The 25,034-nt window shown below is 69.3% G+C and carries 21 protein-coding genes and 1 riboswitch; of the genes, 13 read left to right on the top strand and 8 right to left on the bottom strand.

Annotation, left to right across the window (positions count from 1 at the left end):
• Window positions 1-95: 95 nt before the first annotated feature.
• From U742_RS0107225 to U742_RS0107215, 3 genes are all read right to left on the bottom strand, one after another.
• Window positions 96-1,058, bottom strand: coding sequence for a bifunctional riboflavin kinase/FAD synthetase (locus tag U742_RS0107225; RefSeq protein WP_029351507.1), 963 nt, complete (start codon window positions 1,056-1,058; stop codon window positions 96-98).
• A gap of 75 nt (window positions 1,059-1,133) precedes the next feature.
• The gene (locus U742_RS0107220; RefSeq protein ID WP_248310296.1) at window positions 1,134-1,598 is read right to left on the bottom strand and encodes a MaoC family dehydratase; all 465 of its coding nucleotides are present in this window, start codon (window positions 1,596-1,598) and stop codon (window positions 1,134-1,136) included.
• Between the two features lie 114 nt (window positions 1,599-1,712).
• Window positions 1,713-2,594, bottom strand: coding sequence for a TIGR01459 family HAD-type hydrolase (locus U742_RS0107215; RefSeq protein WP_029351503.1), 882 nt, complete (start codon window positions 2,592-2,594; stop codon window positions 1,713-1,715).
• Between the two features lie 220 nt (window positions 2,595-2,814).
• Here U742_RS0107215 and U742_RS0107210 point away from each other — a divergent pair, with 220 nt between their 5' ends.
• The gene (locus U742_RS0107210) at window positions 2,815-3,231 is read left to right on the top strand and encodes an Ohr family peroxiredoxin (RefSeq protein WP_029351501.1); all 417 of its coding nucleotides are present in this window, start codon (window positions 2,815-2,817) and stop codon (window positions 3,229-3,231) included.
• A gap of 34 nt (window positions 3,232-3,265) precedes the next feature.
• Here U742_RS0107210 and polA read toward each other — a convergent pair whose 3' ends face one another.
• Complete coding sequence (polA, locus tag U742_RS0107205) at window positions 3,266-6,244, bottom strand: DNA polymerase I (RefSeq protein WP_029351500.1); 2,979 nt, start codon at window positions 6,242-6,244, stop codon at window positions 3,266-3,268.
• 407 nt (window positions 6,245-6,651) lie between these two features.
• On the opposite strand from polA, the gene U742_RS0107200 reads away from it, so the two are divergent.
• The gene (locus U742_RS0107200) at window positions 6,652-8,484 is read left to right on the top strand and encodes a B12-binding domain-containing radical SAM protein (RefSeq protein WP_248310295.1); all 1,833 of its coding nucleotides are present in this window, start codon (window positions 6,652-6,654) and stop codon (window positions 8,482-8,484) included.
• A gap of 39 nt (window positions 8,485-8,523) precedes the next feature.
• Here the strand turns inward: U742_RS0107200 and U742_RS0107195 are convergent, their stop codons facing one another.
• On the bottom strand, window positions 8,524-9,516 hold the full coding sequence (locus tag U742_RS0107195; protein ID WP_248310314.1) for an acyltransferase family protein: 993 nt from the start codon (window positions 9,514-9,516) through the stop codon (window positions 8,524-8,526).
• A 290-nt stretch (window positions 9,517-9,806) separates the two neighbouring features.
• Here U742_RS0107195 and truA point away from each other — a divergent pair, with 290 nt between their 5' ends.
• Together truA and U742_RS0107185 are read left to right on the top strand one after the other, a co-directional pair.
• Entirely contained in the window at window positions 9,807-10,556 is a 750-nt protein-coding gene (truA, locus tag U742_RS0107190; protein WP_029351495.1) for a tRNA pseudouridine(38-40) synthase TruA, read from the top strand.
• Window positions 10,557-10,590: 34 nt separating this feature from the next.
• Window positions 10,591-10,699: riboswitch (SAM-I-IV-variant riboswitch) on the top strand.
• 57 nt (window positions 10,700-10,756) lie between these two features.
• Window positions 10,757-11,791, top strand: a complete 1,035-nt coding sequence (locus tag U742_RS0107185) for a threonine aldolase family protein (protein WP_029351492.1) — start codon at window positions 10,757-10,759, stop codon at window positions 11,789-11,791.
• 170 nt (window positions 11,792-11,961) lie between these two features.
• Here the strand turns inward: U742_RS0107185 and U742_RS0107180 are convergent, their stop codons facing one another.
• Together U742_RS0107180 and U742_RS0107175 are read right to left on the bottom strand one after the other, a co-directional pair.
• Window positions 11,962-13,296 carry a dihydroorotase gene (locus U742_RS0107180; protein WP_029351490.1) on the bottom strand — a complete coding sequence of 445 codons (1,335 nt, stop codon included), beginning with the start codon at window positions 13,294-13,296 and terminating at the stop codon, window positions 11,962-11,964.
• Between the two features lie 182 nt (window positions 13,297-13,478).
• Window positions 13,479-14,579 carry a sensor histidine kinase gene (locus tag U742_RS0107175; protein WP_051660933.1) on the bottom strand — a complete coding sequence of 367 codons (1,101 nt, stop codon included), beginning with the start codon at window positions 14,577-14,579 and terminating at the stop codon, window positions 13,479-13,481.
• A gap of 167 nt (window positions 14,580-14,746) precedes the next feature.
• On the opposite strand from U742_RS0107175, the gene U742_RS0107170 reads away from it, so the two are divergent.
• The 9 genes from U742_RS0107170 (at window position 14,747) to U742_RS0107130 (ending at window position 22,090) form a co-directional block, all read left to right on the top strand.
• Entirely contained in the window at window positions 14,747-15,559 is an 813-nt protein-coding gene (locus U742_RS0107170) for a Crp/Fnr family transcriptional regulator (protein WP_029351486.1), read from the top strand.
• Between the two features lie 217 nt (window positions 15,560-15,776).
• Window positions 15,777-16,526, top strand: a complete 750-nt coding sequence (gene pstB, locus U742_RS0107165) for a phosphate ABC transporter ATP-binding protein PstB (RefSeq protein WP_248310294.1) — start codon at window positions 15,777-15,779, stop codon at window positions 16,524-16,526.
• 113 nt (window positions 16,527-16,639) lie between these two features.
• Window positions 16,640-17,488, top strand: coding sequence for a CAF17-like 4Fe-4S cluster assembly/insertion protein YgfZ (locus U742_RS0107160; protein WP_029351482.1), 849 nt, complete (start codon window positions 16,640-16,642; stop codon window positions 17,486-17,488).
• A gap of 11 nt (window positions 17,489-17,499) precedes the next feature.
• Complete coding sequence (locus U742_RS0107155) at window positions 17,500-18,099, top strand: DNA-3-methyladenine glycosylase I (RefSeq protein WP_029351480.1); 600 nt, start codon at window positions 17,500-17,502, stop codon at window positions 18,097-18,099.
• A gap of 107 nt (window positions 18,100-18,206) precedes the next feature.
• Window positions 18,207-18,782, top strand: coding sequence for an HD domain-containing protein (locus U742_RS0107150; protein WP_156034174.1), 576 nt, complete (start codon window positions 18,207-18,209; stop codon window positions 18,780-18,782).
• A 10-nt stretch (window positions 18,783-18,792) separates the two neighbouring features.
• Complete coding sequence (locus U742_RS0107145) at window positions 18,793-19,299, top strand: tyrosine phosphatase family protein (protein WP_029351477.1); 507 nt, start codon at window positions 18,793-18,795, stop codon at window positions 19,297-19,299.
• Between the two features lie 106 nt (window positions 19,300-19,405).
• Window positions 19,406-19,933, top strand: a complete 528-nt coding sequence (locus U742_RS0107140) for a c-type cytochrome (protein WP_029351475.1) — start codon at window positions 19,406-19,408, stop codon at window positions 19,931-19,933.
• A 157-nt stretch (window positions 19,934-20,090) separates the two neighbouring features.
• Window positions 20,091-21,329 (top strand): MFS transporter, encoded by a 1,239-nt coding sequence (locus U742_RS0107135; RefSeq protein ID WP_029351473.1) that lies wholly within the window; start codon window positions 20,091-20,093, stop codon window positions 21,327-21,329.
• 263 nt (window positions 21,330-21,592) lie between these two features.
• Window positions 21,593-22,090: a hypothetical protein gene (locus tag U742_RS0107130; protein WP_029351471.1), complete on the top strand. Its 498-nt coding sequence runs from the start codon at window positions 21,593-21,595 to the stop codon at window positions 22,088-22,090.
• A 34-nt stretch (window positions 22,091-22,124) separates the two neighbouring features.
• Here U742_RS0107130 and U742_RS0107125 read toward each other — a convergent pair whose 3' ends face one another.
• Window positions 22,125-24,827 carry a DUF2339 domain-containing protein gene (locus U742_RS0107125; protein WP_029351469.1) on the bottom strand — a complete coding sequence of 901 codons (2,703 nt, stop codon included), beginning with the start codon at window positions 24,825-24,827 and terminating at the stop codon, window positions 22,125-22,127.
• Window positions 24,828-25,034: the final 207 nt, after the last annotated feature.

The following is a 25,034-nucleotide window of genomic DNA, read 5'->3' as shown; positions in this document are numbered from 1 at the left end:
CGCGGGCTCCTTCACTGGAGCCCGGTTTAAGCGCGGCGGTTGAGCGGTGCAAGAGCCGCAGCGCGCAGCGGCGGGCGCAAGGCCGGTACGATCGCTCAGCCGTGTTTCCCGGCCAGCACCCTGCGGGCCTGCTCGCTGTCGCGGTCCATCTGCGCGATCAGCGCCTCGAGGCTGTCGAACTTCAGCTCCGGCCGGAGATGGGCGTGGAAGGCGATGCGCACGGTCTTGCCGTAGAGATCGCCGGAAAAGTCGAACACGAAAGTCTCCAGCCGCGGCGCGCCGTCGTCGAAGGTCGGCCGCCGGCCGAAGCTGGCCACCCCCGGATGCACCACCCCGTCGATCCGCGCGGTGACGGCGTAGATGCCGTGGGCGAGCTCGACCGAGGGGTCGAGCCGCATATTGGCGGTGGGATAGCCGAGGTCGCGCCCGCGCTTGTCGCCGTGGATCACCTCGGCCTCGACCTCCCACGGCGCCCCGAGCATGTCGGCGGCCTGCTCCACCCGCCCCTGCGCCAGCGCGGAGCGGATGGCGGAGGAGGAGATCTGCGCGCCCTCGTCGAGCAGTGGCGGCACGATCTCGACGCGGAAGCCGTAATTCACCCCCGCCTCGCGCAGGAACAGCGGCGAGCCGCCGCGCGCTTTTCCGAAATGGAAGTCGAAGCCGGCAACCACCATGGCGACGCCGAGCCGCTCCACCAGAATGTCGCGCACGAAGCTCTCGGCGTCCTTGGCGGCGAGCGTGGTGTCGAAGGCGAGCACCACGGCGCCGTCGAGCCCGGTCTCAGCCAGCCGGGCGAGCTTCATCGGTTCCGGGGTGAGGCGGAACATCGGCTCGTTCGGCCGGAAGAAAGCGCGCGGATGCGGCTCGAAGGTCAGCGCCAGCGCCGGCGCGCCAAGCGAGCGGGCCTGGTCGAGCGCGGTGCCGATCACCGCCCGATGGCCGCGATGCACGCCGTCGAAATTGCCGATCGCCACCACCGGACGCTGGAGCTCGGGCGGCAGCTCGGCCTCGCCGCGCAGGACGACGAAGGGATGGGCAATGGCGGAACGCTGGGTCACGGCGGATGTCGGCAACAGGTTTTCCAGGGCGGCGGGAAACTGGCCCCGCCGCGCCGCCGCGTCAACTGAGGGCTCTCACGCCGCCGGCTTCGGTGCCGGGCGCGGCGGCACCGAGACCTCCGCCTCGCCGTTGAGCACCACTTTGCCGTCGACCAGCGCCTCGCATTTCAGCTTCACCCGCCGGCCCTGCGGATTGAGCTCGACCACCTCGACGATCACCGACACAACGTCGCCGATCTTCACCGGCGCGTGGAAGTTCAGCGTCTGCGAGCGGTAGACCGCGCCGGGACCGGGCAACCGGGTGCCGAGCACCGCCGAAATCAGGCTCGCTGTATAGAGGCCATGCGCGATGCGCTCGCCGAAGCGGGTGGTCGCCGCATATTCCTGATGCAGGTGGATTGGGTTGTCGTCGCCGGAGAGCCGGGCGAAGTCGATCACGTCCTCGTCCATCACCGTGCGCATCAGCGTCTCGCGCTGGCCGACGGACAGGTCCTCGAAATAGAGCAGGCGCATCGCCCGTGGGTTGAAACGCGCATTCATGCTTTGGGCCTCGGCTTTTCCCGGGCGGACAATCTGACCGGCGCGAGCTTACGCTGCAATGCACCTAAGGTGCGAGAAAGCGTATGCGATACTGACCGAAAAAATGTCGGCCGCTCACCAGACGAGTCGCGTGGTCACCGCCGCCGGCTGTCCCGGGCCGTCTTCCAGGAGGCGCGCCAGCGCGCGCAGATCGACCTCGGCGCCGGCTTCCAGCCCGAGTTCGCCGGCGTGGATGCCCGCGGCCACGAACAGGCAGTCGATGCCCGCGTTCAGCGCCCCGGCGAGGTCGGTGCGCAGCGCGTCCCCGATCGCCACCACCCGCTCACGCGCGACCGGCGCGCCGCGCAGGCGCTGGGCGAGGGCGAGCGCGGCCTCATAGATCGGCAGATGCGGCTTGCCGCACCACACCACCTCGCCGCCGAGCGCCTCATAGGCTTCCGCCAGCGCTCCGGCGCACCAGATGAGATCGCCGCCGCGCTCCACCACGATGTCGGGATTGGCGCAGATGAAGGGCAGCTCGCGCGCCTTCGCAGCCGCGAGCGTGCTCCGGTAGTCCTCCGGCGTCTCCACCGTGTCGTCGAACAGCCCGGTGCAGACGACGAGGTCGGCGTCCTCCGGCCCGACCAGTTCTACCTCGATGCCGTCATAGATCGGCAGGTCGCGGTCCGGCCCGAGATGGAACAGCCTTCCGCCGCCGCGCTCGCGCAACAGGCCGGCGGTGACGTCGCCGGAGGTGACGATGGCGTCCCAGGAGACGGGAATTCGCATCCCGGCGAGCATGGTCGCGACGCCGGCATTCGGGCGCGGCGCGTTGGAGATCAGGATCACCGTCGCGCCGTTCTCGCGGGCGCGGGTCAGCGCCTCGGCGGCCTCCATGCGTCCCTCGACGCCGTTATGGAGCACGCCCCACACGTCGCACAGGATCAGGTCGTAGCGCGGGGCGAGCGCGGCGAAGGCGGGCGCGAAGGGCGGCAATGCGGGCGATGAGCTGGCCATGACGCGCAAGTGCCACGGCCTGCCGCGATGCACAAGGCCCGCCCGCGCAGCCCTGGAGCGCGCCGGGCGAGGGCCGCCGCGGGGCGTCCGCGGCGACATCCTTGTTCGAGGCAGCACGAAAGGATGGCCCGTCGGCGGTTGCCGATCCCTGCCGCCGCCCCATGTCTAGGCGTGCTGTCCGCAACGGGCCGCGAGGGTAACCTCATTCAGGGAGATAGCCATGTCGCTCACGACGCTGTTCACCGGAACCGCCACCGCCATCGGCGGCCGCCACGGCCATTCGCAGACAAGCGACGGCTCGGTCTCGGTCGATCTCGGCATGCCGAAGAACGGCGTCCTGGAGCCGGGCAAGACCACGCCGGAGCATCTCTTCGCCACCGGCTACGCCGCCTGCTTCGGCTCGGCGGTGGAGGCGGTCGGCCAGCAGAAGAAACTCGACGTGACGGGCGCGGCGGTGACGGTGGCCGCGTCGCTGCAGCGGGGCGACGGCGGCTTCAGCCTCGCGGTGAAGCTCTCCCTCAAGGCGCCGGCGCTCACCAAGGAGCAGACGCAGGAAGTGCTCGAGGCCGCGCACCAGATGTGCCCCTATTCCAAGGCGACGCGCGGGAACATTCCGGTCGAGCTTGCCGTGGAATGAGGCAGGCGGGGGCGGGTCGTCTATCGCCCGCCCCTCAATGCGCGTCGTCCCAATTGTCGGCGGCGCGGGCGTCGACCTTGAGCGGCACCTTGAGGGCGACCGCCGGCATCGGCGCGTGCTCCATCACCCGGGCGACCACGGGAATGGTCGCCGCGACCTCCTCCTCCGGCACCTCGAAGATCAGCTCGTCATGCACCTGCAGCAGCATGCGGGCGGAGAGCTTCTCCTTGGCGAGCGCGCCTTCCACCCGCGCCATGGCGCGGCGGATGATGTCGGCCGCCGTGCCCTGCAGCCGCGCATTGATGGCGGCGCGCTCGTTGAAGGCGCGGATCGAGGGGTTGGCGGCGGTGATGTCCGGATAGTGGCAGCGCCGGCCGAACAGCGTCTCCACATAGCCGTGCTCGCGGGCGAATTTGCGCGTCTCGTCCATGTAGTCGCGTATGCCCGGGAAGCGCTCGAAATAGCGCTTGATATAGGCCCCAGCCTCCTCGCGCGGGATCGAGAGCTGGTTGGCGAGCCCGAACGCCGAGATGCCGTAGATGATGCCGAAATTGATCGCCTTGGCGCGCCGGCGCACCTCGCCGGGCATGCCCTCGACCGGCACGCCGAACATCTCGGAGGCCGTCATCGCGTGGATGTCGAGCCCGTCCTGGAAGGCCTGCCGCAGCGCCGGCACCTCGGCGATCTCGGCGAGCAGCCGCAGCTCGATCTGCGAATAGTCGGCCGAGATCAGCTTGAATCCGGGCGCGGCGACGAAGGCCTTGCGGATCTTGCGGCCCTCCTCGGTGCGCACCGGGATGTTCTGCAGGTTCGGCTCGGAGGATGACAGCCGCCCCGTCGTGGTGGCGGCGAGCGCGAAGGAGGTGTGCACCCGCCCTGTCTGCGGGTTCACATAGCCCGGCAGCGCGTCGGTATAGGTCGATTTCAGCTTCTGGAGCTGGCGCCAGTCGAGGATGCGGCGCGGCAGCGCGTGACCCTGCTCGGCGAGGTCGTCGAGCACGTCCGCCCCCGTGGACCACGCCCCCGTCGGCGTCTTGCGCCCGCCGGGAAGCTGCATCTTGCCGAACAATATGTCGCCGAGCTGCTTGGGCGAGCCGGGATTGAAACTCTCCCCCGCCATCTCGCCGATCTCGGCCTCCAGCCGCGCCATGCCCTGCGCGAACTCGCCGGAGAGCCGCGAGAGGATCTGCCGGTCGATCGAGATGCCGGCGCGCTCCATGCGCCCCAGCACGGTGACCAGCGGACGCTCCAGCGTCTCGTAGACGCCCGCCTTGCCCTCGGCGACGAGGCGGGCCTTGAGCACCCGCCACAGCCGCAGCGTGACGTCGGCGTCCTCGGCGGCATAGGCGGTGGCCCTGTCGATGGCGACCTTGTCGAAGGTCACCGCGTTCTTGCCCTTGCCGGCGACCTCCTCGTACTTGATCGGAGTGTGGCCGAGCCAGCGCTCGGAGAGCGGGTCCATGCCATGCGGCGAGGCGCCCGCATCGAGCACGTAGGACAGCAGCATCGTGTCGTCATAGGGACCGACCTCGATGCCGTAGCGGCCCAGCACCACCCAGTCATATTTGAGGTTCTGGCCGATCTTCAGCACGCCGGCATCTTCCAGCAGCGGCTTCAGCGCGCCGAGCGCGTCGCGGATCGGGATTTGGCCCGGCAGCAGGCCCTCGCTGAACAGGCCGTCGTCCCCGCCCCTGTGGGCGAGCGGGATGTAGCAGGCCTCGTTCGGGGCGGTGGCGAGCGAGACGCCGACCAGATCGGCCTGCATCGGATCGAGGCCGGTGGTCTCGGTGTCGACGGCGACGAGGCCGAGATCGGTGGCGCGGGCGATCCATTGCTGCAGCCGCGCCAGCGTCGTCACCGTCTCGTATTTCGAGCGGTCGACCGGGATCGCCTTGCCCTCGGCTACCCGCGCCGCGGAGAGCGCGGCGGGGGTGAGCGCGTTGTTCTCCTTGCCGCCGAGCGGGCGGCCTTCGACATCCGCCGCGCCGGCGTCCGTCTCGGCCGCGCTCGCCGTCTCCGCCTCGGCATAGGCAATGATGGCTTCGCTGCCGGTGCCGCCCGCCTTCAGGCGCGCATCGGGGTCGACCTCGCCCGCCTCGATCTCATAGGCCTCGGCGACGCGGCGGGTCAGCGTGTTGAACTCCATCGCCTTCAGGAAGGCGATCAGCCGCTTGCCCTCCGGCTGCACCACGGCGATGTCATCGAGCGGCACCTCCAGCGCGACGTCGCGCTTCAGCGTGACGAGCTCGCGCGACAGCCGTGCCTGGTCGGCGAAGTTGACAAGGCTCTCGCGGCGCTTGGGCTGCTTGATCTCCTCGGCACGGGCGAGCAGCGTGTCGAGGTCGCCATATTCGGCGAGGAGCTGCGCGGCGGTCTTGATGCCGATGCCCGGCACGCCGGGAACGTTGTCGACCGAATCGCCGGCCAGCGACTGCACGTCGATGACCTTCTCTGGCCCGACGCCGAACTTCTCGAACACCTCCTCGACGCCGATGGCGCGATCCTTCATCGGGTCGTACATGCGCACGCGGGTGCCTTCCACGAGCTGCATCAGGTCCTTATCGGAGGAGATGATGGTGACCAGCGCCCCTTTCGCCTTGGCCAGCTCCGCATAGGTCGCCATCAGGTCGTCGGCCTCGTATCCGGCCTGTTCCACGCAGGCGAGGTCGAAGGCGCGCGTCGCCTCGCGGATCAGCGGGAACTGCGGCACGAGGTCGGCCGGCATGTCCGGCCGCTGCGCCTTGTAGAGCGGGTAGAGATCCTTGCGGAAGGTCTGCTCGCTCTTATCGAAGACGACGGCGAGATGGGTCGGCGGCGGCTGGAAACCGGCATGGGTCTTCGCCGCCTGCACCAGCTTCCACAGCATGTTGCAGAAGCCGGCCACCGCGCCGACCGGGAGCTTGTCGGAGGTGCGGGTCAGCGGCGGCAAAGCGTGGTAGGCGCGGAAGATATAGGCGGAGCCGTCGATCAGGACGACATGGTCGCCGGCATCTAGCGGGTCGGTCTCGGGCATCGGGCGCTCCGGTTCGGGCGCGCACGATGCCCAAGCCCCGCCTGAGGAGCAAGCCCCGCCCGAGGAGCCGTCCCGCCTGAGGAGCAAGCCCGTCGCCGCGGGCAGGACCCCAACCGGGCGCGGCGGGCAGGACCGCGTTTAGGGGACCGGTCTCAATTTCGCCGCCTGAGGCATGGATCGTCAGGCGGAAGCATGATCTTTCGGCAGCGTCGTAAACCGGTGATCGCCCGGTGCGCATGATGTTTGTCGATACCACCCCCGCTTGATGCGGGCACGTTTCTTGCTTGCAGGTTGAGGGATAGATAGAAGAAATCTAGACTGGCCTCTACACTGGGTTGGGGAGCACCTGGATGCTGGATCTGCCATCGATCGCGGGAAAAACCGGAGGTCTTTCTTCTCCGGCCTCTGTGAGACACGTCGATATCTGGCTGATCAAGGCCACCCGCTATGACGATGACGGCTACCCGATCCGCTGGATCCGCTCGGCCATCCCGTCCAATTCGCTCGCCTGCGTCAGCGCTCTCGTGGTGGACGCCATGGAGCGCCGCGTGTTCGGTCCGGACGTCGAGACGCGGGTGCACGCGATCGACGAGACCAACACACGGGTCGACATTCCCGCCATATTGCGGAGCCACCGCGCCGAGGGCACGCGGGCCATCGTTATGCTGGTCGGCGTGCAGACCAATCAATTTCCCCGCGCGATGGACATCGCGCGCCCGCTGCGGCAGGCCGGCGTGCCCGTCTGCATCGGCGGCTTCCACGTCTCGGGCTGCATCGCCATGCTCGGCGAGGATGCCGAGGAGCTGGCCCTCGCGCGGGAGCTCGGCGTCAGCCAGTTCGCCGGCGAAGCCGAGCCCGATCGCCTCGACGAGGTGCTGCGCGACGCCTTCGACGACACCCTGAAGCCGATCTACAACCACCTCGACGACCAGCCCAGCCTGCAGGGCGTGCCGGTGCCGCTCCTTCCCGGCGCGACCGTGCGCCGCTCGTTCACGCACTGGTCGAGCTTCGACCTCGGGCGCGGCTGCCCGTTCGAATGCTCCTTCTGCACCATTATCAACGTGCAGGGCCGCAAGAGCCGGTTCCGCACCGCCGACGAGCTGGAGTCCATCGTGCGGCTGAACGCTGCCGAGGGCGTCACCAAATTCTTCGTCACCGACGACAATTTCGCCCGCAACCGCAACTGGGAGGCCTATTGCGACCGGCTGATCGAGCTGCGGGAAAAGGAGGGGCTGGAGGTCCGGCTGCTGATCCAGGTCGATACCATGGCCCACCGTATTCCGGGCTTCATCGACAAGGTGGTGGCGGCCGGGGTGCGGCTGGTCTTCATCGGGCTGGAGAACATCAACCCGGACAATCTGGAAGCCGCGAAGAAGCGCCAGAACCGCATCGAGGAATATCGCGAGATGGTGCTGGAGTGGAAGCGCCACCCGGTGGTCATCAGTTGCGGCTACATCATCGGCTTTCCCGCCGACACGCGGGAGTCGATCCTGCGCGACGTCGACCTGATCAAGCGCGAGCTGGCGATCGACGTGCTCTACTTCAACATCCTGACGCCGCTGCCGGGCAGCGAGGACCACAAGAAGATGAAGCAGGCCGGGGTGTGGATGGACCCCGACTTCAACAAATACGACCTCAACCACCGCGTCACCCACCATCCGCGCATGAGCGACGCCGAGCTCGACGCCGTCTTCGACGAGGCCAGCCGGCGCTATTACGATTTCGCGCATATGGAGCGGGTGTTCAAACGGCGGGTGCAGCTCAGGAACGGCATGCGCCTGACCACCATGTACAACCTGATCGCCTATCGCCAGGGACCGCGCTACGAGGGCGTCGCCTTCGCCGAGTTCGGCCTCGGGCGCATCATCGACCGGCACGAGCGGCGCTATGGCCTGCCGCGCGAGAACCCGGTCACGTTCTACGCCCGCTATGGCTGGCGCTCGGCACGTACCCTCGCCGCGTACGTCTACACCTATGGCCGGCTGCGCCTCAGCGTCGCCAAGGCCTGGCGGGTCTGGGGCAAGCAGGATCTCTATCCCTATGCGGACGAGGCGATCGCCGCCGTTGAGGCGGCCCACGATCCGCTCGTGCACGAGACCGCCGCGCGCAGCACGCCCTATGCGCGGCGGCGGCAAGAGAACCGTCTGAAGGCGATGAACCGCGACGTTCTCGCCGAGGCCGGCTCAGGCCCCGATCTCGCCGGGCAGGCCGAGCCCGCGCCCGTCGGCGGCAGCACCTGATCGGGGAAGGCGGGCGCCAGGCGAGTGCCCAGCCCGGCGCTACTCGGCCGGCTGCAGCGCCGCGCCGTCCGGCCGCCGCTCGATCTTGAAGCGCTCCGGCCGCTCGAACAGGAACTTCAGCGGGGTGTTGCGCACCAGCGCGTGGAAGATCAGCGGCGTCACCACCCCCGCGGCTGTGACGATCAGCGAGACGACGCCAATATCCTCGATGATGCCGGTTTTCAGCAGCACCACGCGGGTGATCGCCATCGGCAGGAAGAAGGCGAGATAGACGACGATCGAGTTGCGCCCCGCATATTCCAGCCAGCCGAAGGCGCCGCTTCTTGCCAGAAGCGCGCAAAGCGTGACCACGGCGGCGGCGCCGATGAGACCGAGCGCGAGGCTCACCCCGGGAAGCATGGCATAGCCGGCGAACACCAGAAAGCCGTTCAGCAGGCCCCAGGCGAGCAGTCCGGCGATGCCCGCGAGCGGCGCGTTCTGGGCGCGGCCGGCCAGCGCGAAGACCTGCGGCGCGAAGACATAGCCGACATAGAAGAACACGAAGCGCTCGGCGAATTCGTCGATGACGATCCAGCCGGTCTCGATGGTCATCATCTCCAGCGCCGCCGCGATCGGCAGCATGACCCAGATCGGGACACGCCGGGTCAGCTTGGTCACTACGAAGAAGATCGGCAGCAGATAGATGAACCACAGCGTGCCGAAGGGCTCGATATAGCCGAGCAGATAGAGCCCGGGCAGCGCGCCCCAGCCCTCGTCGGCGGCCATGCCCGGCGCCTTGAAGGCGAACTGGATGGTGAACCAGATCACGTAGAAATAGAGGAAGTGCACCACCTTGCGGTCGAGATAGGTGCGCCAGTCGCGGTCGATCACCCGGGCGAGGAAAAGCCCTGAGATCAGGAAGAAATCCGGCATGCGGAAAGGCCGCGCGAAGGCCACGACATAGCCCATGAAGCCGGTGCGCTCGGCGGCGTCCTCCACCCCGAGAGTGGAATGCATCATCACCACGAAGACGATGCAGAAGCCCTTCGCCATGTCGACCCAGTCGACGCGCGGCGGCCTGCCGACACCACCCAACCCGGCATCGGCGCTATACGCCGTGGAGGAAGCCTTGCCCGACATGTGCTCTGATCCCTGTCCCGCTAAGGAACGCTTTTCCAGTCTCGCGCCAATTTCGCAAGCGCCGTGCCATCCGCGGCCATCACATTCCTGTCGCCACGTTCGCCGCCCGCAGCTCAGAGGCGGCCATGACGGTCCGACGGAGCGAGGCGAGGTGACGGAACGCGCCGGCGGCGCTAGACAGCGCCCAGCCCCGCGAGAAACTGATGCCCCGCTACAAGCTCACCATCGAATATGACGGCACGCCCTTCGTCGGCTGGCAGCGCCAGGCCGTGGGGCTGTCGGTGCAGGGCGTGCTGGAGACGGCGGTCGAGCGCCTGTCGGGCGAGCGGGTGCATGTGCAGGGCGCCGGCCGCACCGATGCCGGCGTGCACGCCACCGGCCAGGTGGCGCATCTCGACCTTGCGAAGGACTGGCGGCCGGACACCGTCCGCGACGCGCTGAACGCGCATCTGCGCCCCGCGCCCGTCGCCATCCTCGCCGCCGAGCGGGCGGAGGACGATTTCCACGCCCGCTTCTCGGCGGTCGGCCGCCGCTATGTCTACCGGCTGATCTGCCGGCGGGCCGACCTCGCGCTGGAGCGCGACCGCGCGTGGAAGCTGCCGCGCCCGCTCGATGCGCCGGCGATGCAGGAGGCGGCGCGGCGTCTCGTCGGCCGGCACGACTTCACCACCTTCCGCGCTGCCGACTGCCAGGCAGCCTCGCCGGTCAAGACGCTCGACCGGCTGGAGGTCGAGGCGCTGCCCGGCGCCTTCGGGCAGGAGCTGCGCGTGCACGCTGCGGCGCGCTCCTTCCTGCACCATCAGGTGCGCTCCATGGTCGGCACCATCGTCAAGGTCGGCGAGGGCGCCTGGACACCCGAGGACGTCACCGCCGCGCTGGAGGCGCGCGACCGCACCCGCTGTGGTCCGATGGCGCCCTCCGCCGGGCTCTATCTGGCGGAAGTGATGTACTGACGGTTGCCCGTTGCCGCGCGATCGCGTATCACCGCGCCCGCATCAAGAGTCGGGCCGACGCCCGGCACCAACCTGCTCCCGGGCAAGGTGGTGCCTCCGGATAGTGGAGGGATGTGGCCGGACCGGCAACAAACGGGCTCGCTCCATCCATGCACGTCGTTCCGCCTCCCTGCGTTCAGACAGGAGAAGGCTTGTCCGCCATGACCGACGCCCAGCAATTCGCCAGCGACAACTATGCCGGTATCTGCCCCGAGGCCTGGGCGGCGATGGAGGCGGCGAACCGCGGCTCGGCGCCCGCCTATGGCGACGACGAATGGACGACGCAGGCCTCCGACGCCTTCCGCGCGTTGTTCGAGACGCCCTGCGAGGTGTTCTTCGCTTTCAACGGCACGGCGGCGAACTCGCTGGCACTGGCCTCGCTGTGCCAGTCCTATCACAGCGTGATCTGCGCCTCCTCTGCCCATGTCGAGACCGATGAATGCGGCGCGCCGGAGTTCTTCTCCAACGGCTCGAAGCTGCTGATCGTGCCGACGCCGGACGGCAAGCTGACGCCCGATGCCGTGCGCGCTCTCGCCGTCAGCCGCACCGACATCCATTTCCCCAAGCCGCGCGTGGTGACGATTACCCAGCCGACCGAGACGGGTCAGGTCTACACCGTCGAGGAGGTGCGGGCGCTGTCGGCCATGTGCCGCGAGCTCGGCCTGAAGCTGCACATGGACGGCGCCCGCTTCGCCCATGCCTGCGCCGCGCTCGGCTGCGCGCCAGCCGACATCACGTGGAAGGCTGGCGTGGACGTGCTGTGCTTCGGCGGTACCAAGAACGGCATGGCGGTCGGCGAGGCGGTGCTGTTCTTCGATCCCGCGCTGGCGCAGGATTTCGATTATCGCTGCAAGCAGGCCGGTCAGCTCGCCTCGAAGATGCGCTTCCTCTCCGCGCCGTGGGTCGGCCTGCTCGGCTCGGGCGCGTGGCTCGCCAATGCCCGCCATGCCAATGATTGCGCGGCGCGCCTCGCCGCCGCCGTCGCGGGGTTGCCGGAGATAGAGCTGATGTTCCCGGTCGAGGCCAACGGCGTCTTCCTGCGCGCGCCGGAACCGGTGCTGGAGGCGCTGCGGGCGAAGGGCTGGCGCTTCTACACCTTCATCGGCGGCGGCGCCCGATTCATGTTCGCCTGGGATGCCGACCCCGTGCGGGTCGACGCGCTGGCGGACGATATCCGTGCCGCCTGCGCGGGTTGAGGGTGTCGGCCCATCTCCTGCCCATCCGGCCGGCCGTCATCCTGAGGTGCTCGGGCATCGCCCGAGCCTCGAAGGATGGTTGTCCGGGTGCTCGCAAGAAGCATCCTTCGAGGCGAGCTTGCGCTCGCACCTCAGGATGGCGTGGCATTTCTAGAGGGCCAGAGGCCGCCTCACGCCTTCTTCAGCGTCTCCAGGAACCGCACCGGCCGCCCGCGCGACGGCGCGGTCAGCTCGCCCTCCCACATCACCTTCAGCCCGCGTATGAGCGTGCCGATCGGCCAGCCGGTGACCTCGACGCCGTCATAGGGCGTCCAGCCGGCCTTGGAGGCGATCCATTCGTTGCGGATGGTCTCGCGCCGCTTCAGGTCGACCACCGTGAAGTCGGCGTCGTAGCCGACCGCGATGCGGCCCTTGGTGGCGATGTCGAAGATGCGCGCCGGCCCGGCGCTGGACAGGTCGACGAAGCGCTCCAGCGAGAGCCGCCCGGCATTCACATGGTCCAGCATCATCGGCACCAGCGTCTGCACGCCGGTCATGCCGGAGGGGCTGTCGGGATAGGGCTTGGCCTTCTCCTCCAGCGTGTGCGGCGCGTGATCCGAACCGAGCACGTCGACGACCCCTTCCGACAGCGCGTCCCACAGCGCCGCGCGATGGCGCGCCTCGCGCACCGGCGGGTTCATCTGCACGAGGCTGCCGAGCCGCCCGTACCAGCTCGAATCCATGGTGAGGTGGTGCGGCGTCACCTCGACGGTGGCGACGTCCTTGTGGTCGCGCAGGAACGCCATCTCCTCGGCGGACGTGACGTGCAGCACATGCACGCGCTTGCCCTCCTCGCGCGCGAGATTGACGAGCCGGGTGGTGGCGGTGAGCGCGGCGATCTCGTCGCGCCACACCGGGTGCGAGGAGGCATCGCCTGCCACCCGTAGCCCCTTGCGCTCGGAAAGCCGCGGTTCGTCCTCGCAGTGGAAGGCGGCGCGGCGGCGGATCACCTTGAGGATCGCCCTGACCCCCGGATCGTCGGCCACCAGCAGCGAGCCGGTGGAGGAGCCGATGAAGACCTTCACCCCGGGCACGCCCGGCAGCATCTCCAGCTCCGGCAGGTCCTTCACATTGTCATGCGTGCCGCCGACGAAGAAGGCGAAGTCGCAATGCATGCGATTCGTGGCGGCCGCTATCTTGGCGGCGAGCGCCTCGCCCGAGATGGTGAGCGGATTGGTGTTCGGCATCTCGAACACCGCCGTCACGCCGCCCATCACCGCCGCGCGCGAACCCGATTCGAGGTCTTCCTTGTGAGTGAGCCCCGGCTCGCGGAAATGCACCTGGGTGTCGATGACGCCCGGCAATATGTGCAGCCCCGTGCAGTCGATCGTCTCGCCGGCTTGGCGGGCGTCGAAGCTGCCGATGCCGGCGATCCGGCCGTCCTTCACGCCGACGTCGCGCGGCGCCGTCCCGTCCTGGTTCACCACCGTGCCGCCCTTGAGCAGTAGGTCGAAGGTCTGGGTCATGGGGAGCCTCGCGCGGTCAGGGAGCGCCGCGTCTTAGAGCATGTTCCGCGAAAGTTGAAAGACTTTCGCGATGAGAACATGCTCCAAACTATTGAGTGAGAGCACTTTCTTCTCGATCAGGTGATCCCACCTGATCGGAAAGGGCTCCAGACCAACTTGCCGCCGGCGGGAATGGCCGGACCTCAGGCGAGGGCGAACTCGATCTCGACGCGCGTGCCGCCGCCACCGGAATATTTCACCGTGCCGCCGAGCTGCATGGCGAGCGCCTGGATGATGCGGAAGCCGAGGCTGTTGCCGCTCGCCGGATCGAAGCCGGCCGGCACGCCGCGCCCGTTGTCGGCGACGGTCACGCGATAGCGGCGTTCCGGCAGGGCTTCGATGACGATGCCGATGCGCCCCTGCATCTGGGCGGTGAAGGCATGCTTCAGCGAGTTGGTGACGATTTCCGCGACCAGCAGCGACAGCGTGGTGAGCTGTGCCATGTTGAGCGTCAGGTTCGGGGCCCGGACATCGCAGCTCACCGACGTGCCCGAGGTGGCGATGAGGTCGGCGCAGAGCTCGCTGAGATATTGCGCCGTCGGCAGATTCAGCCGCTGCGGGTCGTACAGCCGCCGATGGATCCGCGCGATGGTCTCGATCCGCACGCGGGCCGCATCGATCACTAGGCCGGGGTCGACCGCGGTCTCGCTCGCGCGGCGCTTGTGCAGGGCGAGCAAGCCGGCGACGAACTGCATGCTGTTGGCGACACGGTGTTGCAGCTCCTGGAACAGGGTGCGCTGCTGCTCGTAGAGCTGCGCGGAGAGCTCCTTTTCCTGTTCCAGCAGATCCAGCGCCCGGATGCTGAAATGCACCAGCGCGATATCGATGGCCGAGACAAACAGGAAGAAGACGATGGCCAGCGCCGATGGTCCGTCGAACCGCATGCCGTTTGCCGGGCCGATGAAGAACGCCCAGGAGACGGCCGCGCCGAGCAGTGCGCAGACGATGCCCGGCCGCAGCCCGCCGAGGAAGGTGGCGAGCACCACCACCGGGAAGAAGGTGATGAAGGGAAAGCCGGGCGGCAGCGCCGGATCGATGGCGAGACGCGTGAGAAAGGCCAGCAGCAGGAGGCCGAGGCCGGCGAGATCGCCGAGAAAGGGATGGCGGCGGAGCGGCCGCGCCATGCCGTTGAGCCGCCAGAAGACGGAATCGGCCCGCGGCCGGGAGTGCCCTTCAGCCATGGAGACGCACGCGCCGCCCACGGTCCCTGCCCGGATCGCTCGCTCGCGGATTGCAATCGTCATGCGCCGCACTCCTCACCCGATACCCCCCGCCCTGGCTATGCGCGACCCATCTGCATTCTTCTAGACACATCGGGGCGCGAGTTCTGCGCACTAGTGAACATTTCGCCGGCTCGCGCATTGAGAGGGCGACCGGTTGAGCCGGGCGGACGGAGCCAGGGAAATCGAACATGCGGGATATCGATTCGCCGGAGGGCACGGGAGCCGGCACGAACGGGATCTCCTCGGGTGGCAACAATTTGCTCGGCGCGCTGCGCGAGACGGACTTCGCCCTCATCCGCGGCGTGCTCCGGCGCATCGACCGGCCGGCCGGCGCGGTACTCTACGAGCCGGGCGAGGACGTGCGGACGGTCTATTTTCCCTGTGCGCAGGCTGTCGTCTCCTTCATGGTGCTGCTCGAGGACGGCCGCGCCGTCGAGATCGGGCTGATCGGCCGGGAGGGAGCGGTCGGCGGCATCGTCAGCCAGGGCCGCCTGCCGGCGTATGCCCGCGCTGTGGTGCAGATCGGCGGACCGCTGCTCAGGCTCGATGTCGGTGAGCTGGACCGCGCCAAGGCGGCCTCGCCGACCCTGAGGAACCTGTTCGCGCGCTATGCCGACTGCCTGCTGGCGCAGATATTCCAGTCGGTCGCCTGCAATGCCGCGCACTCGATCGAGCAGCGCACCGCGAAATGGCTGCTCGCCGCGCGCGATCGCACCGGCGAGGCCGACCTGCGCCTCACCCAGGAGCAGCTCGCCGCCAATCTCGCCGTCGGGCGCTCCTATATCGGCCGCGTGGTGCAGGCGCTGCGCGCTGCCGGCGCGGTGGAGACGCGGCGCGGGCGGCTGCGCATCGGCAGCCCGGAACGGCTGCGGGAGCTGAGCTGCAACTGCAACGATCTGGTGCGCCGCCATTTCGACGACGTGCTCGGCGGCGTCTATCCCAACGGCAACGGCCATGGCGGCGGCCTGATCGTCACCAACGGACCGCTGTTCCGCCCGTGACGGGCGCGGCTGGGATGGGGATATGACGTTCGGATGACGTGATTCAGCGCAAGGCCGGCATTTCGCACTGTGCAAATATGCCGTCGAGTGAACGCGGGGCATCGCACTTATGTCGATCGAACCGGCTGCGATGATCGCCGAAGGCGCGGAGCGGCCGCAAACCGCCGTGCCTTCCGAGGCAGGCTCGGCCGGCCGGGGCGTCGCAGCTGATCCTGTCGTGAAGCTTCAGGTCTCGCACCTCACCTTCCGCTATGGCGAGACGGTGGCGCTGAGGGACGTCTCGCTGCCGATCTACCGCAACAGGGTGACCGCGTTGATTGGTCCGTCCGGCTGCGGCAAGTCCACGCTGCTGCGCGTGTTCAACCGCATCTATGAGCTCTATCCCGACCAGCACGTGGCCGGCGAGGTGCTGCTCGACGGCGTGAACCTGCTAGATCCTTCGATGGACGTGCTCTCGCTGCGTACCCGCGTCGGCATGGTCATGCAGAAGCCGACGCCGTTCCCCATGTCGATCTACGACAATGTGGCGCTCGGCATACGGCTCAACGAGGAACTCTCCCCCTCCGAGCTGGACGGGCGGGTCGAGGACGCGCTCCGCCGCGCCGCGCTGTGGGAGGAAGTGCGCGATATCCTTGCGACCAGCGGGCTGAGCCTTTCCGGCGGGCAGCAGCAGCGCCTCTGCATCGCCCGCACCCTCGCGGTGCGGCCCGAGGTGATCCTGCTGGACGAGCCGTGCTCGGCGCTCGATCCGATCACCACGGCGAAGATCGAGGAGACCATCGCGGAGCTCAGGGCCGACCACACCATCGTCATCGTCACCCACAATCTGCAGCAGGCTGCCCGGGTCTCGGACTACACAGCCTTCATGTATCTGGGCGAGCTGATCGAGTTCGACGCCTCCGGCCGTCTCTTCGTGGCACCACGGAACGAGCTGACGCGGTCCTACGTCACCGGCCGGTTCGGATAAGCCCGCTGCCGCGCGCCGCTGTGCCACGCTCGCTCGCCGGCGCCCTTGTCGCCACCGCTCCCAGCCTTTACCTCTGCCACACGGCCCTGTGACGGGCTGGCGGAGAGTCATCCATGCCGATCGCGGTACTGAAGGATCGGGCGGTGGCGCGGGTCGCAGGACCCGACGCGACGCATTTCCTCGACAACCTGCTGACCGCCCGCATGCCGGCGCCGGGCGCGGCGCGCTATGCGGCGCTGCTGACACCGCAGGGCAAGATCGTCACGGACATGTTCGTACTCGGCACCGAGGGCGGCTTCCGGCTCGACGTGCCAGCCCTCGCGCTGCCGGACCTGTTGAAGCGCCTGTCGCTCTACCGGCTGCGCGCCAAGGTCGAGATCGGCGCGCTCGACGACCTCGCCGTCGCCGTCGCCTGGGGCGGCGCGAGCCCGGTGGTCGACGCCCCCGCTTATGAGGATCCCCGCCTGCCGGCGCTCGGCCGCCGCTTCCTGCTGCCGAAGGGCGAAGCGGCGAATCTGGCCGTCGTCGACGAGGCTGAATGGCAGGCGCACCGCGTGGCGCTCGGCGTGCCGGAGGGAGGCCGGGACTTCCTCTATGGCGACGCCTTCCCCCACGAGGCGGACATGGACCAGCTCACCGGCATCGACTTCGACAAGGGCTGCTATGTCGGCCAGGAGATCGTCAGCCGCATGCAGCATCGCGGCACCGCCCGCACCCGCGTCGTGCCCTTCGCGGTCTGTGGCCCGCCGCCCGCGCCAGGCACCGAGATTCTCGCCGGCGGCAAGGGCATCGGGCGCGTCGGCTCCGGCATCGAGGGGCGGGTGCTCGCCCTCGTGCGGCTCGACCGGCTGGCCGAGGCCCGCGCGGCCGGTCAGATCGTCGAGGCGGACGGCGCCGCGCTGGTGCCCGAGAAGCTCGACTGGGCGCGCTTCGACATTCCCGGCACCGAAACCGCAGCCTGAGGGAGCGCCGCGTGACCGTCCACGTCCACGCCGATGGATTGACCCGCTGCCAATGGTGCGGCACCGACCCGCTCTATGTCGCCTATCACGACACCGAATGGGGCGTGCCGGAATATGACGACCGCGCGCTGTTCGAGAAGCTGATCCTCGACGGCTTCCAGGCCGGTCTCGCCTGGATCACCATATTGAGGAAGCGCGACAATTTCCGCCGCGCCTTCGATAGTTTCGAGCCGGAGGTCATTGCTCGATACGGGTCGGAGAAGGTCGAGGTGCTGATGGCCGATCCGGGCATCGTGCGCAACCGCGCCAAGATCGAGGCGACGGTGCGCTCCGCCCGTTCCTATCTCGACATCATGGAGAAGGGGCCGGGTTTCTCGAAGCTGCTCTGGGGTATCAACGGCCCGGTGCTCGACAATCGCCGCCGGCCGGAGGACCCGCCGATCGTCACCTCGCCGGCCGCGCAGGCCATGTCGAAGGAACTGAAGGCGCGCGGCTTCAACTTCGTCGGCCCGACCATCGTCTACGCCTTCATGCAGGCAGTCGGCATGGTGGACGACCATGTCGTCGCCTGCCACCGCCATGGCAGGGCCGCAGGAGCGGACCGGATATGACCGCGCGGCCCCACGCCAAGCCCATCGCCGCGGCCGATCCGCCGAAGCCGCACGCCAAACCGGCTGCCAAGACCAGGGCTGCCAAGCCGCCCCGGGCCTGGCAGCGCATGCTCTCCGGCCGGCGGCTCGACCTGCTCGACCCGTCGCCGCTCGACATCGAGGTCGAGGACATCGCCCACGGCCTCGCCCGCGTCGCCCGCTGGAACGGGCAGACCCACGGGCCGAACATCTTCTCGGTGGCGCAGCACTCAGTGCTGGTGGAGCTGATCGCGCGGCGGCAGGCGCAGGCGCGCGGGATCGACCTCGACCGGCGCTGGCGGCTCGCCGTGCTGCTGCACGACGCGCCGGAATATGTCATCGGCGACATGATCAGCCCGTTCAAGGCGGTGCTGGGCGGCGACTACAAGGCGGTGGAAGCGCGTCTGCTCGCCGCCATATCGCTGCGCTTCGGCCTGCCCACCGTCTGGCCGGCGGCACTGGTCCGGGTCGTCAAGGAGGCCGACCGCGCCAGCGCCTTCCTCGAGGCCACGCGGCTCGCCGGCTTCGATCTCGCCGAGGCGCGGGGGTTCTTCGGGCACCCCTTCCCGCTCGATCCGGCGAGCGAGAAGCACCATCTGGCACCCTGGAGTGCTGATGAGGCGAAGGCGCGCTTCCTGGCGCGCTTCCGCGACATCGTCGGATAGGAGACGGCCGATGATCTATGTCTGCCCACTGTCGCGGCTGCAGGACACGGTACGCATGAGCCGCGCGCGTCATGTGCTCAGCGTCATCAATGCCAACACCGCGGTGGCCCGCCCGGCCGGCGTTGCCGCCGAGGACCACCTCTTCATCGGCTTCAACGACATCGTCGCGCCGCAAGAAGGGTTGACCCATCCGAGCCTCGATCATGTCGAGGCGATCATCGGCTTTGCGCGCCGCTGGCCGCGCGAGGCGCCGCTGGTGGTGCACTGCTTCGCCGGCATCTCGCGCTCCACCGCCTCGGCCTATATCGCCGCCTGCGCGCTGCAGCCGGATGCCGATGAGGCCGGGATCGCCAGCACTCTGCGCACCGCCTCGCCGAGCGCCACGCCGAATGCGCTGATGGTGGCGATCGCCGACGATGTGCTGGGCCGACAGGGCCGGATGCGCGCCGCCATCGAGGCCATCGGCCGCGGCCGCGAGGCCTTCGAAGGCCATCCCTTCCGCCTGACGCTGACGTGACCGCCGCGGCATTCGCCGCCTGAGCGTCTTCTGAACGCGGTGTTCAAGTGCCGTTCACGCCGGCTTCGCCATAGGGCTGCCCCGACGGAACAGGGACACCCCGATCATGAACCCAGCCAATCGCCAGGTTTTCAACACGAAGACTGTGATCGCCTCCGGGCTCGCCGCTATCGCCTTCGGCGCGCTGCTCGCCACGCCGGCCGCCGGTGCTGACAAGCGCGTCCAGCGCGGAGAATATCTCGTCCACATCATGGATTGCACCGGCTGCCACACGCCGGGCGCACTCGCCGGCAAGCCGGACGCGTCCCGCTTCCTCGCGGGTTCGAACATCGGCTTCGGCATTCCCGATCTCGGCGTCTTCTATCCGCCGAACCTCACCCCGGACAAGGAGACCGGCATCGGCGGCTGGTCGGAGGCCGACATCGTGAAGGCGGTGCGCACCGGCGAGCGGCCGGATGGCCGCATGCTGGTGCCGGTGATGCCCTATCACAGCTATTCCAAGCTGACCGACCAGGACGCCGCCGCGCTCGCCGCCTATCTCAAGAGCATGAAGCCCGTGAGCAACAAGGCCCCGGCCATGGTCGGTGCGAGTGAGAAGCCGGTCGCGCCCTATCTCACCGTGAAGATGCCGTGAGATCGGGACAGCGCGCCGACGGCCCGACGCCGGCGTACCGATCCATCGCCTTTGGTGATCGACCCTTTAACAAATAGTCGTTTCCCTCATGAGGGAACGCGGCATATTTTCCGTTCCCCGCCCGTGCAATGAGGCGGACAGACAGCCGGGAACGCAGATGTCGACCTCCACCGCTTCGGCCCCCACACCGCGTCCGAGTCTTGCCGCGCGAGCGCCCCTTCTCGTGGTGCTGTGCGGCTGCATGATCGCCATGCTCACCTTCGGGCCGCGCGCCTCGTCGGGCATCTTCCTGCTGCCGATGACGCATGAATATGGTTGGGGGCGCGACACCTTCGGTCTCGCCATCGCCATCCAGAACCTGCTCTGGGGCCTCGGTACGCCCTTTGCCGGCGCGGTGGCGGACCGCTTCGGCGTCACCCGCGTGCTGTGCGCCGGCGCGCTGGTCTATGCCGGCGGCCTCGCGCTGATGGCCTTCGCCGCGACGCCCGGCCTGCTGCATCTGTCCGCCGGCGTGCTGATCGGTTTCGGCCTGTCGGGCTGCTCCTTCAATATCGTGCTCGCCGCCTTCGGCAAGATGCTGCCCGAGCGCTGGCGCCCGCTCGCCTTCGGCGCCGGCACGGCGGCCGGCTCGTTCGGCCAGTTCCTCTTCCCCCCGCTGGCCACCGGCCTGATCGGCTCGATCGGCTGGCAGGAGACGCTGATCATCTTCGGCGTCTCGATGCTGCTGGTGATGCCCTTCGCCTTCGCGCTGGCCAATCCGGCTCCGGCGAGCGCGCGCGTGGAGCCGCCGCAGTCGATCCGTGGCGCCCTCGGCGAGGCTTTCGGCCATCCGAGCTATGTCTTCCTCGTGCTCGGCTTCTTCACCTGCGGCTTCCAGCTCGCCTTCGTCACTACCCATCTGCCGGCCTATCTCACCGACCGCGGCCTCTCGATCCAGGTTGGCGGCTGGACGCTGGCGGTGATCGGCCTCGCCAACATGGTGGGCTCCCTCTCCTCCGGCTGGCTGTCGAGCCGCATGCCGAAGCGCTGGCTGCTGGCGGCGATCTATTTCGCGCGCGGCATCGCAATTGCCGCCTTCGTGCTGCTGCCGGCCTCGCCGGTCACCTCGATCGGCTTCGGCATCGTGCTCGGCCTGCTGTGGCTCTCCACCGTGCCGCCGACCTCCGGCCTCGTCATGCTGATGTTCGGCACGCGCTACCTCGCCATGCTGTACGGCTTCGCCTTCTTCAGCCATCAGGTGGGCGGCTTCCTTGGCGTGTGGCTCGGCGGGCTGCTCTATGAGCGGCTCGGTTCCTACGATTTCGTCTGGTGGCTGTCGGTGGCGCTCAGCTTCGCCTCGGCGGTGATCAACCTGCCGATCGTCGAGCGCCCGGTCGCCCGTCCCCAGACGGCGTGAGTTTCGCGCGCCGGCGCGTCCGGCGTTTGCCTCGCATTAACCAAGCTCGATCAGCATAGCGACGTCGCGGGGCGAGTGCCCCGGGGCGCCGCCGCGTTGTGGCGAAGCTGTGTCGAAGGTGTCTTGGGGCGGCATGGCGTTGCGCATGCGCCACAGGAGGGGCGTCGCGTGCCGGTCCGGCCGGCCGCGGGGCGGCGCGAACCTTGACAAGGCACGGCTTTCGCAGCGCATCGTTGGATGCTCAAGGATCGACGGACCCGAACATGCGCCCTTCCATCGCACTGCTTGCCGCTTTGGCTGCCGCGCCGGTCTGCGGGGTTGCCGCTCCCGCCTTCGCCGAGACCCTGACCGCCGACGCGGCCAAGGCTTTCGTCGTCGGCCGCACCTTCGCCTATCGCTGCTATGAGGGCAGCGTCGGCTCCGGCCGCATCCTCGCTGACGGCTCGGTCGCCGGCACCATCCGTCTGCGCGGCAAGGGCTCGCCCCGCTATGTGACGCTGCCGGCCGGCACGCTGCAGGTGAAGGGCGCCTCCGTCTGCGCGCAGATGAAGGGCATGGCCTTCCAGCCCTGCTTCGAGGTGGAGAAGACCACCGAGGTGAGCTTCCGCGGCAATCTCGCCGGCTTCGACCGCATGTGGTGCGAGTTCACCCGCGACGGCGCCGGCCGCACCCGCCTCGCCAGCCGGCGCACGCAGGGCGATGCCGCCCGCGCCGAGCCGGCCCGCGCCAAGACCGCGCAGATCGAAGCCGCCGGCGACTGAGCCTCGAACCGCTCCCGCTTCTTCCGCCGCCCGCTCACGCGGGCGGTTGCGCTTCCGGCGTCGCCGCAGCCCGCCGCTTCAGCAGCAGGTGCTGGTACAACCAGCCGATCCCGACCAGCACCAGCCCGAGGCCGATGAAGGACAGTGCCCGCAGCACGCCTTCGAGGTCTGCCATGTCCCACAGGAACACCTTGGCGATGGTCAGCATCACGATCAGCGCCGAGGCGAAGCGCAGCGCGCGCGAGCGGCTGACGAGGCCGGCGACCAGCAGCGCGATGCCGAAGGCGAGCCAGGCGGCCGAATAGGCGTAGAGCTCGGCGCCCTGCGGATCCGGCCCGGACAGGTCCGGCCCGGCGAACAGCCGCCGCACCTGCAGCGTGATGTAGGCGAGGCCGAGCACCAGGGCGAGCGCGCCGCAAGCGAGGCTGTGCCAGTTCCCGCGCTGGCCTTCGCCGGCGCGTCGCAACAGCGCCGCCAGCACCGCCGGCAGCGCATAGGCCAGCAGCAGCAGGTTGACGAAGCCCCCCTCGATCTCAGGCCCGAAGACCAGCGGGTTCTCGACGGTGAGGGCATAGAGGGAGAGTGCGAGCGCCCCCGCCAGCGCCAGCAGGGCGCCGACATCGTAGACCGGGCTCGGCGCGGCGCGGCGCAGGCGTTCCAGCACCGTGCCATAGGCGAGCGCGACACAGGTGAGCGAGCCCACCTCGGCGAGGCCGAATTCGGTCGAGATCAGCGTGCCGTAGATGGCGTGCCGGATCTGCGTGACCGCCAGCAGCACGGCGAAGAGCAGCGCGAGCCCCTCATGCACCCGGCGCGCCCAGTCGGTGCCGCCCAGCCGCCAGGCGGCGAGCGCGAAGGCGGCGGCCGGCACGCCATAGCCCCAGAGCAGCCAGTTGAGGATCGGCGTCGGACCCGGGTCGCCGCCAGCGATGGTGGGGTCCCAGATGACGCGGGAGAGTACGGCGAGGCCGACCATAGCGGAGAGGCTGCGCAGCCCCGGCAGGCGCTTCAGGCTCCAGATCCAGGCGACGCCGAGGCTCGCCAGCGCCAGACCCACGGTGAGCCAGCCCTTTTCCAGCGCCATGGTGAGGCCGAGCGCCAGCGCGCCGACGGCGCCTGCCGCGAACGCCGCGCCGGCGAAGGCGGGCGGTGCGAGCGAGCCGGGCTCCTCGCCGCCGGAGAGGCGTTCGACCGCCAGCGTTCCCAGCGCCGCGAGGATCAGCGCGACGGCGGCGAAGGCGTAGGAGGTGCCAAAGCCCTCAAGCCGCCAATAGGCCGCGATCAGGATGAGCAGCGGACCGGCGACGGCGGTGGCGCTCCAGATCAGCGCCGGCACGATCCGCGTCGCGCGTTGCGCCCCGAGGAAGCCGGCGCCGCCGAGCAGGGCGCCGAGCACGATTCCGAAGGTGGAGAAGCCGGCGACGTTCAGCACCGGCGGCCCGTCGAGCAGGCCGGCGAGGTTGCCCGGCTCGGCGATGGTGCTGCCGCCATGTGCCATCACGTCCCAAGCGACCAACACGAAGGCGGCCGCCGGAGCGGCGACCGGCGGCCCGGCCAGCGCCGCGTCGCTCTTCCAGGCGGCGGCTACGGCGGCGAGCGCGACGGCCGCGAACAGCAGCAGGGCGGCTGTGCCCTGCTCCGCCTTCACAGTGAGGAAGGCGGCGAGCAGGATCGCGACCGCGAAGCCGATGGACGCCACCGGGTCGGGCCGCGCGGCCCCGCCCGGCTGCGGTCCCCGCAGCAGGCCGGGCACCAGCAGGGTCGTCGTGAGGCCGGTGATCGCCACGATCAGGAAGCCGAGCGGCGCCGCGCTGCCGAGCGCGTCCGGCATGCCGAGCAGCACCATGCCCCAGACGAAGCCGGCGGCGAGCGCGAGAGCGGCGAGCCAGCCCCACAGCCGGATGCGCGCCAGCCCCAGCGCGGCGGCGACCACCACCGCGATATAAATGGCGAGGCCCCAGGCGCTCGGCGTTTCGGTGGAGACCAGCAGCGGCGCGACGGCGGCGCCGGCGAGCCCCAGCGCCGCGAGGATCGGCCCGTGCAGCAGTGCGGCCAGCATGGTGGCGAGGGCGACGAGGCCGAGCAGCACGAAGGCGGCGCCGGGCGGCAGCAGCGCGTAGAGCTCATAGGCCGCATAGACCACCGCATAGGCGGTGGAAGTGCCGGCGGCGGTGATCATCGCCGGCACGTCGGCGAGCGGCAGGCCGGCGCCGATCCGGCGGTCGGAGCGGCGCAGCCATTCGCCGCCGGCGAGCAGGCCGAGCGCCAGCAGCGCGCCGAGGGTGAGCCGTGTGCCGGGGCCGATCAGGTCGGCCTCGATGGCGTAGCGCACCAGGAAGATGCCGCCGAGCGCCAAGGCGAGGCCGCCCAGCCAGACCGTCCACAGGGCGCCGAAGCGCTCCTCGAAGCCGGCGAGACGCGGCTTGGAGGAATCGCCCGGCTCGTCGGCGCGGGTCGTCGCGAACACCGAGAGCCCCGAGGCCGGGGGCGTGGCAGGCTCCGCCGGAGCCTCGGTCTCCGGCACCAGGCCGGGCGCTTCGGCCAGCGTCGGCGTGGCCGGAGGTTCCGCCGGCGTCTCGGGCTGCGGCGCGAAGGGCGAGACCGCCGCCGCCTCGGGCGGGGCGACCATGCCGCTCTCCAGCGCCGTGATGCGGGCTTCCAGCCGCTTCACGCGCCGGCGCAGGCCGAAGATGAGGAACAGGGCGACGAGGAGGAGAAGGCCGGCGAAGTCGTCCATCGGTCAAAGGCCACGCTGCATCAGAGCCGCAATCCGCGGGGAGGGAGCCGCCGCGGAAGGCAGCTTGCAAGCGCTTCGTGCTTCCCCGGTCGGTATCATGCTCTGGATGAGCGCGGCTGAACGGCCGATGAAGCGGGCGTTCATGCCGCATGCGGGCTTTCGCGCGATGCCAGCCGGCGCCGAAAAGCATCATGGCCGGACGAGGTC

Source organism: Allobosea sp. 117, assembly GCF_000702305.1.
Taxonomy (GTDB): domain Bacteria; phylum Pseudomonadota; class Alphaproteobacteria; order Rhizobiales; family Xanthobacteraceae; genus Ancylobacter.
The sequence above is the reverse complement of the archived record's forward strand: the minus strand, read 5'-3'. Positions and strand labels throughout refer to the sequence as shown.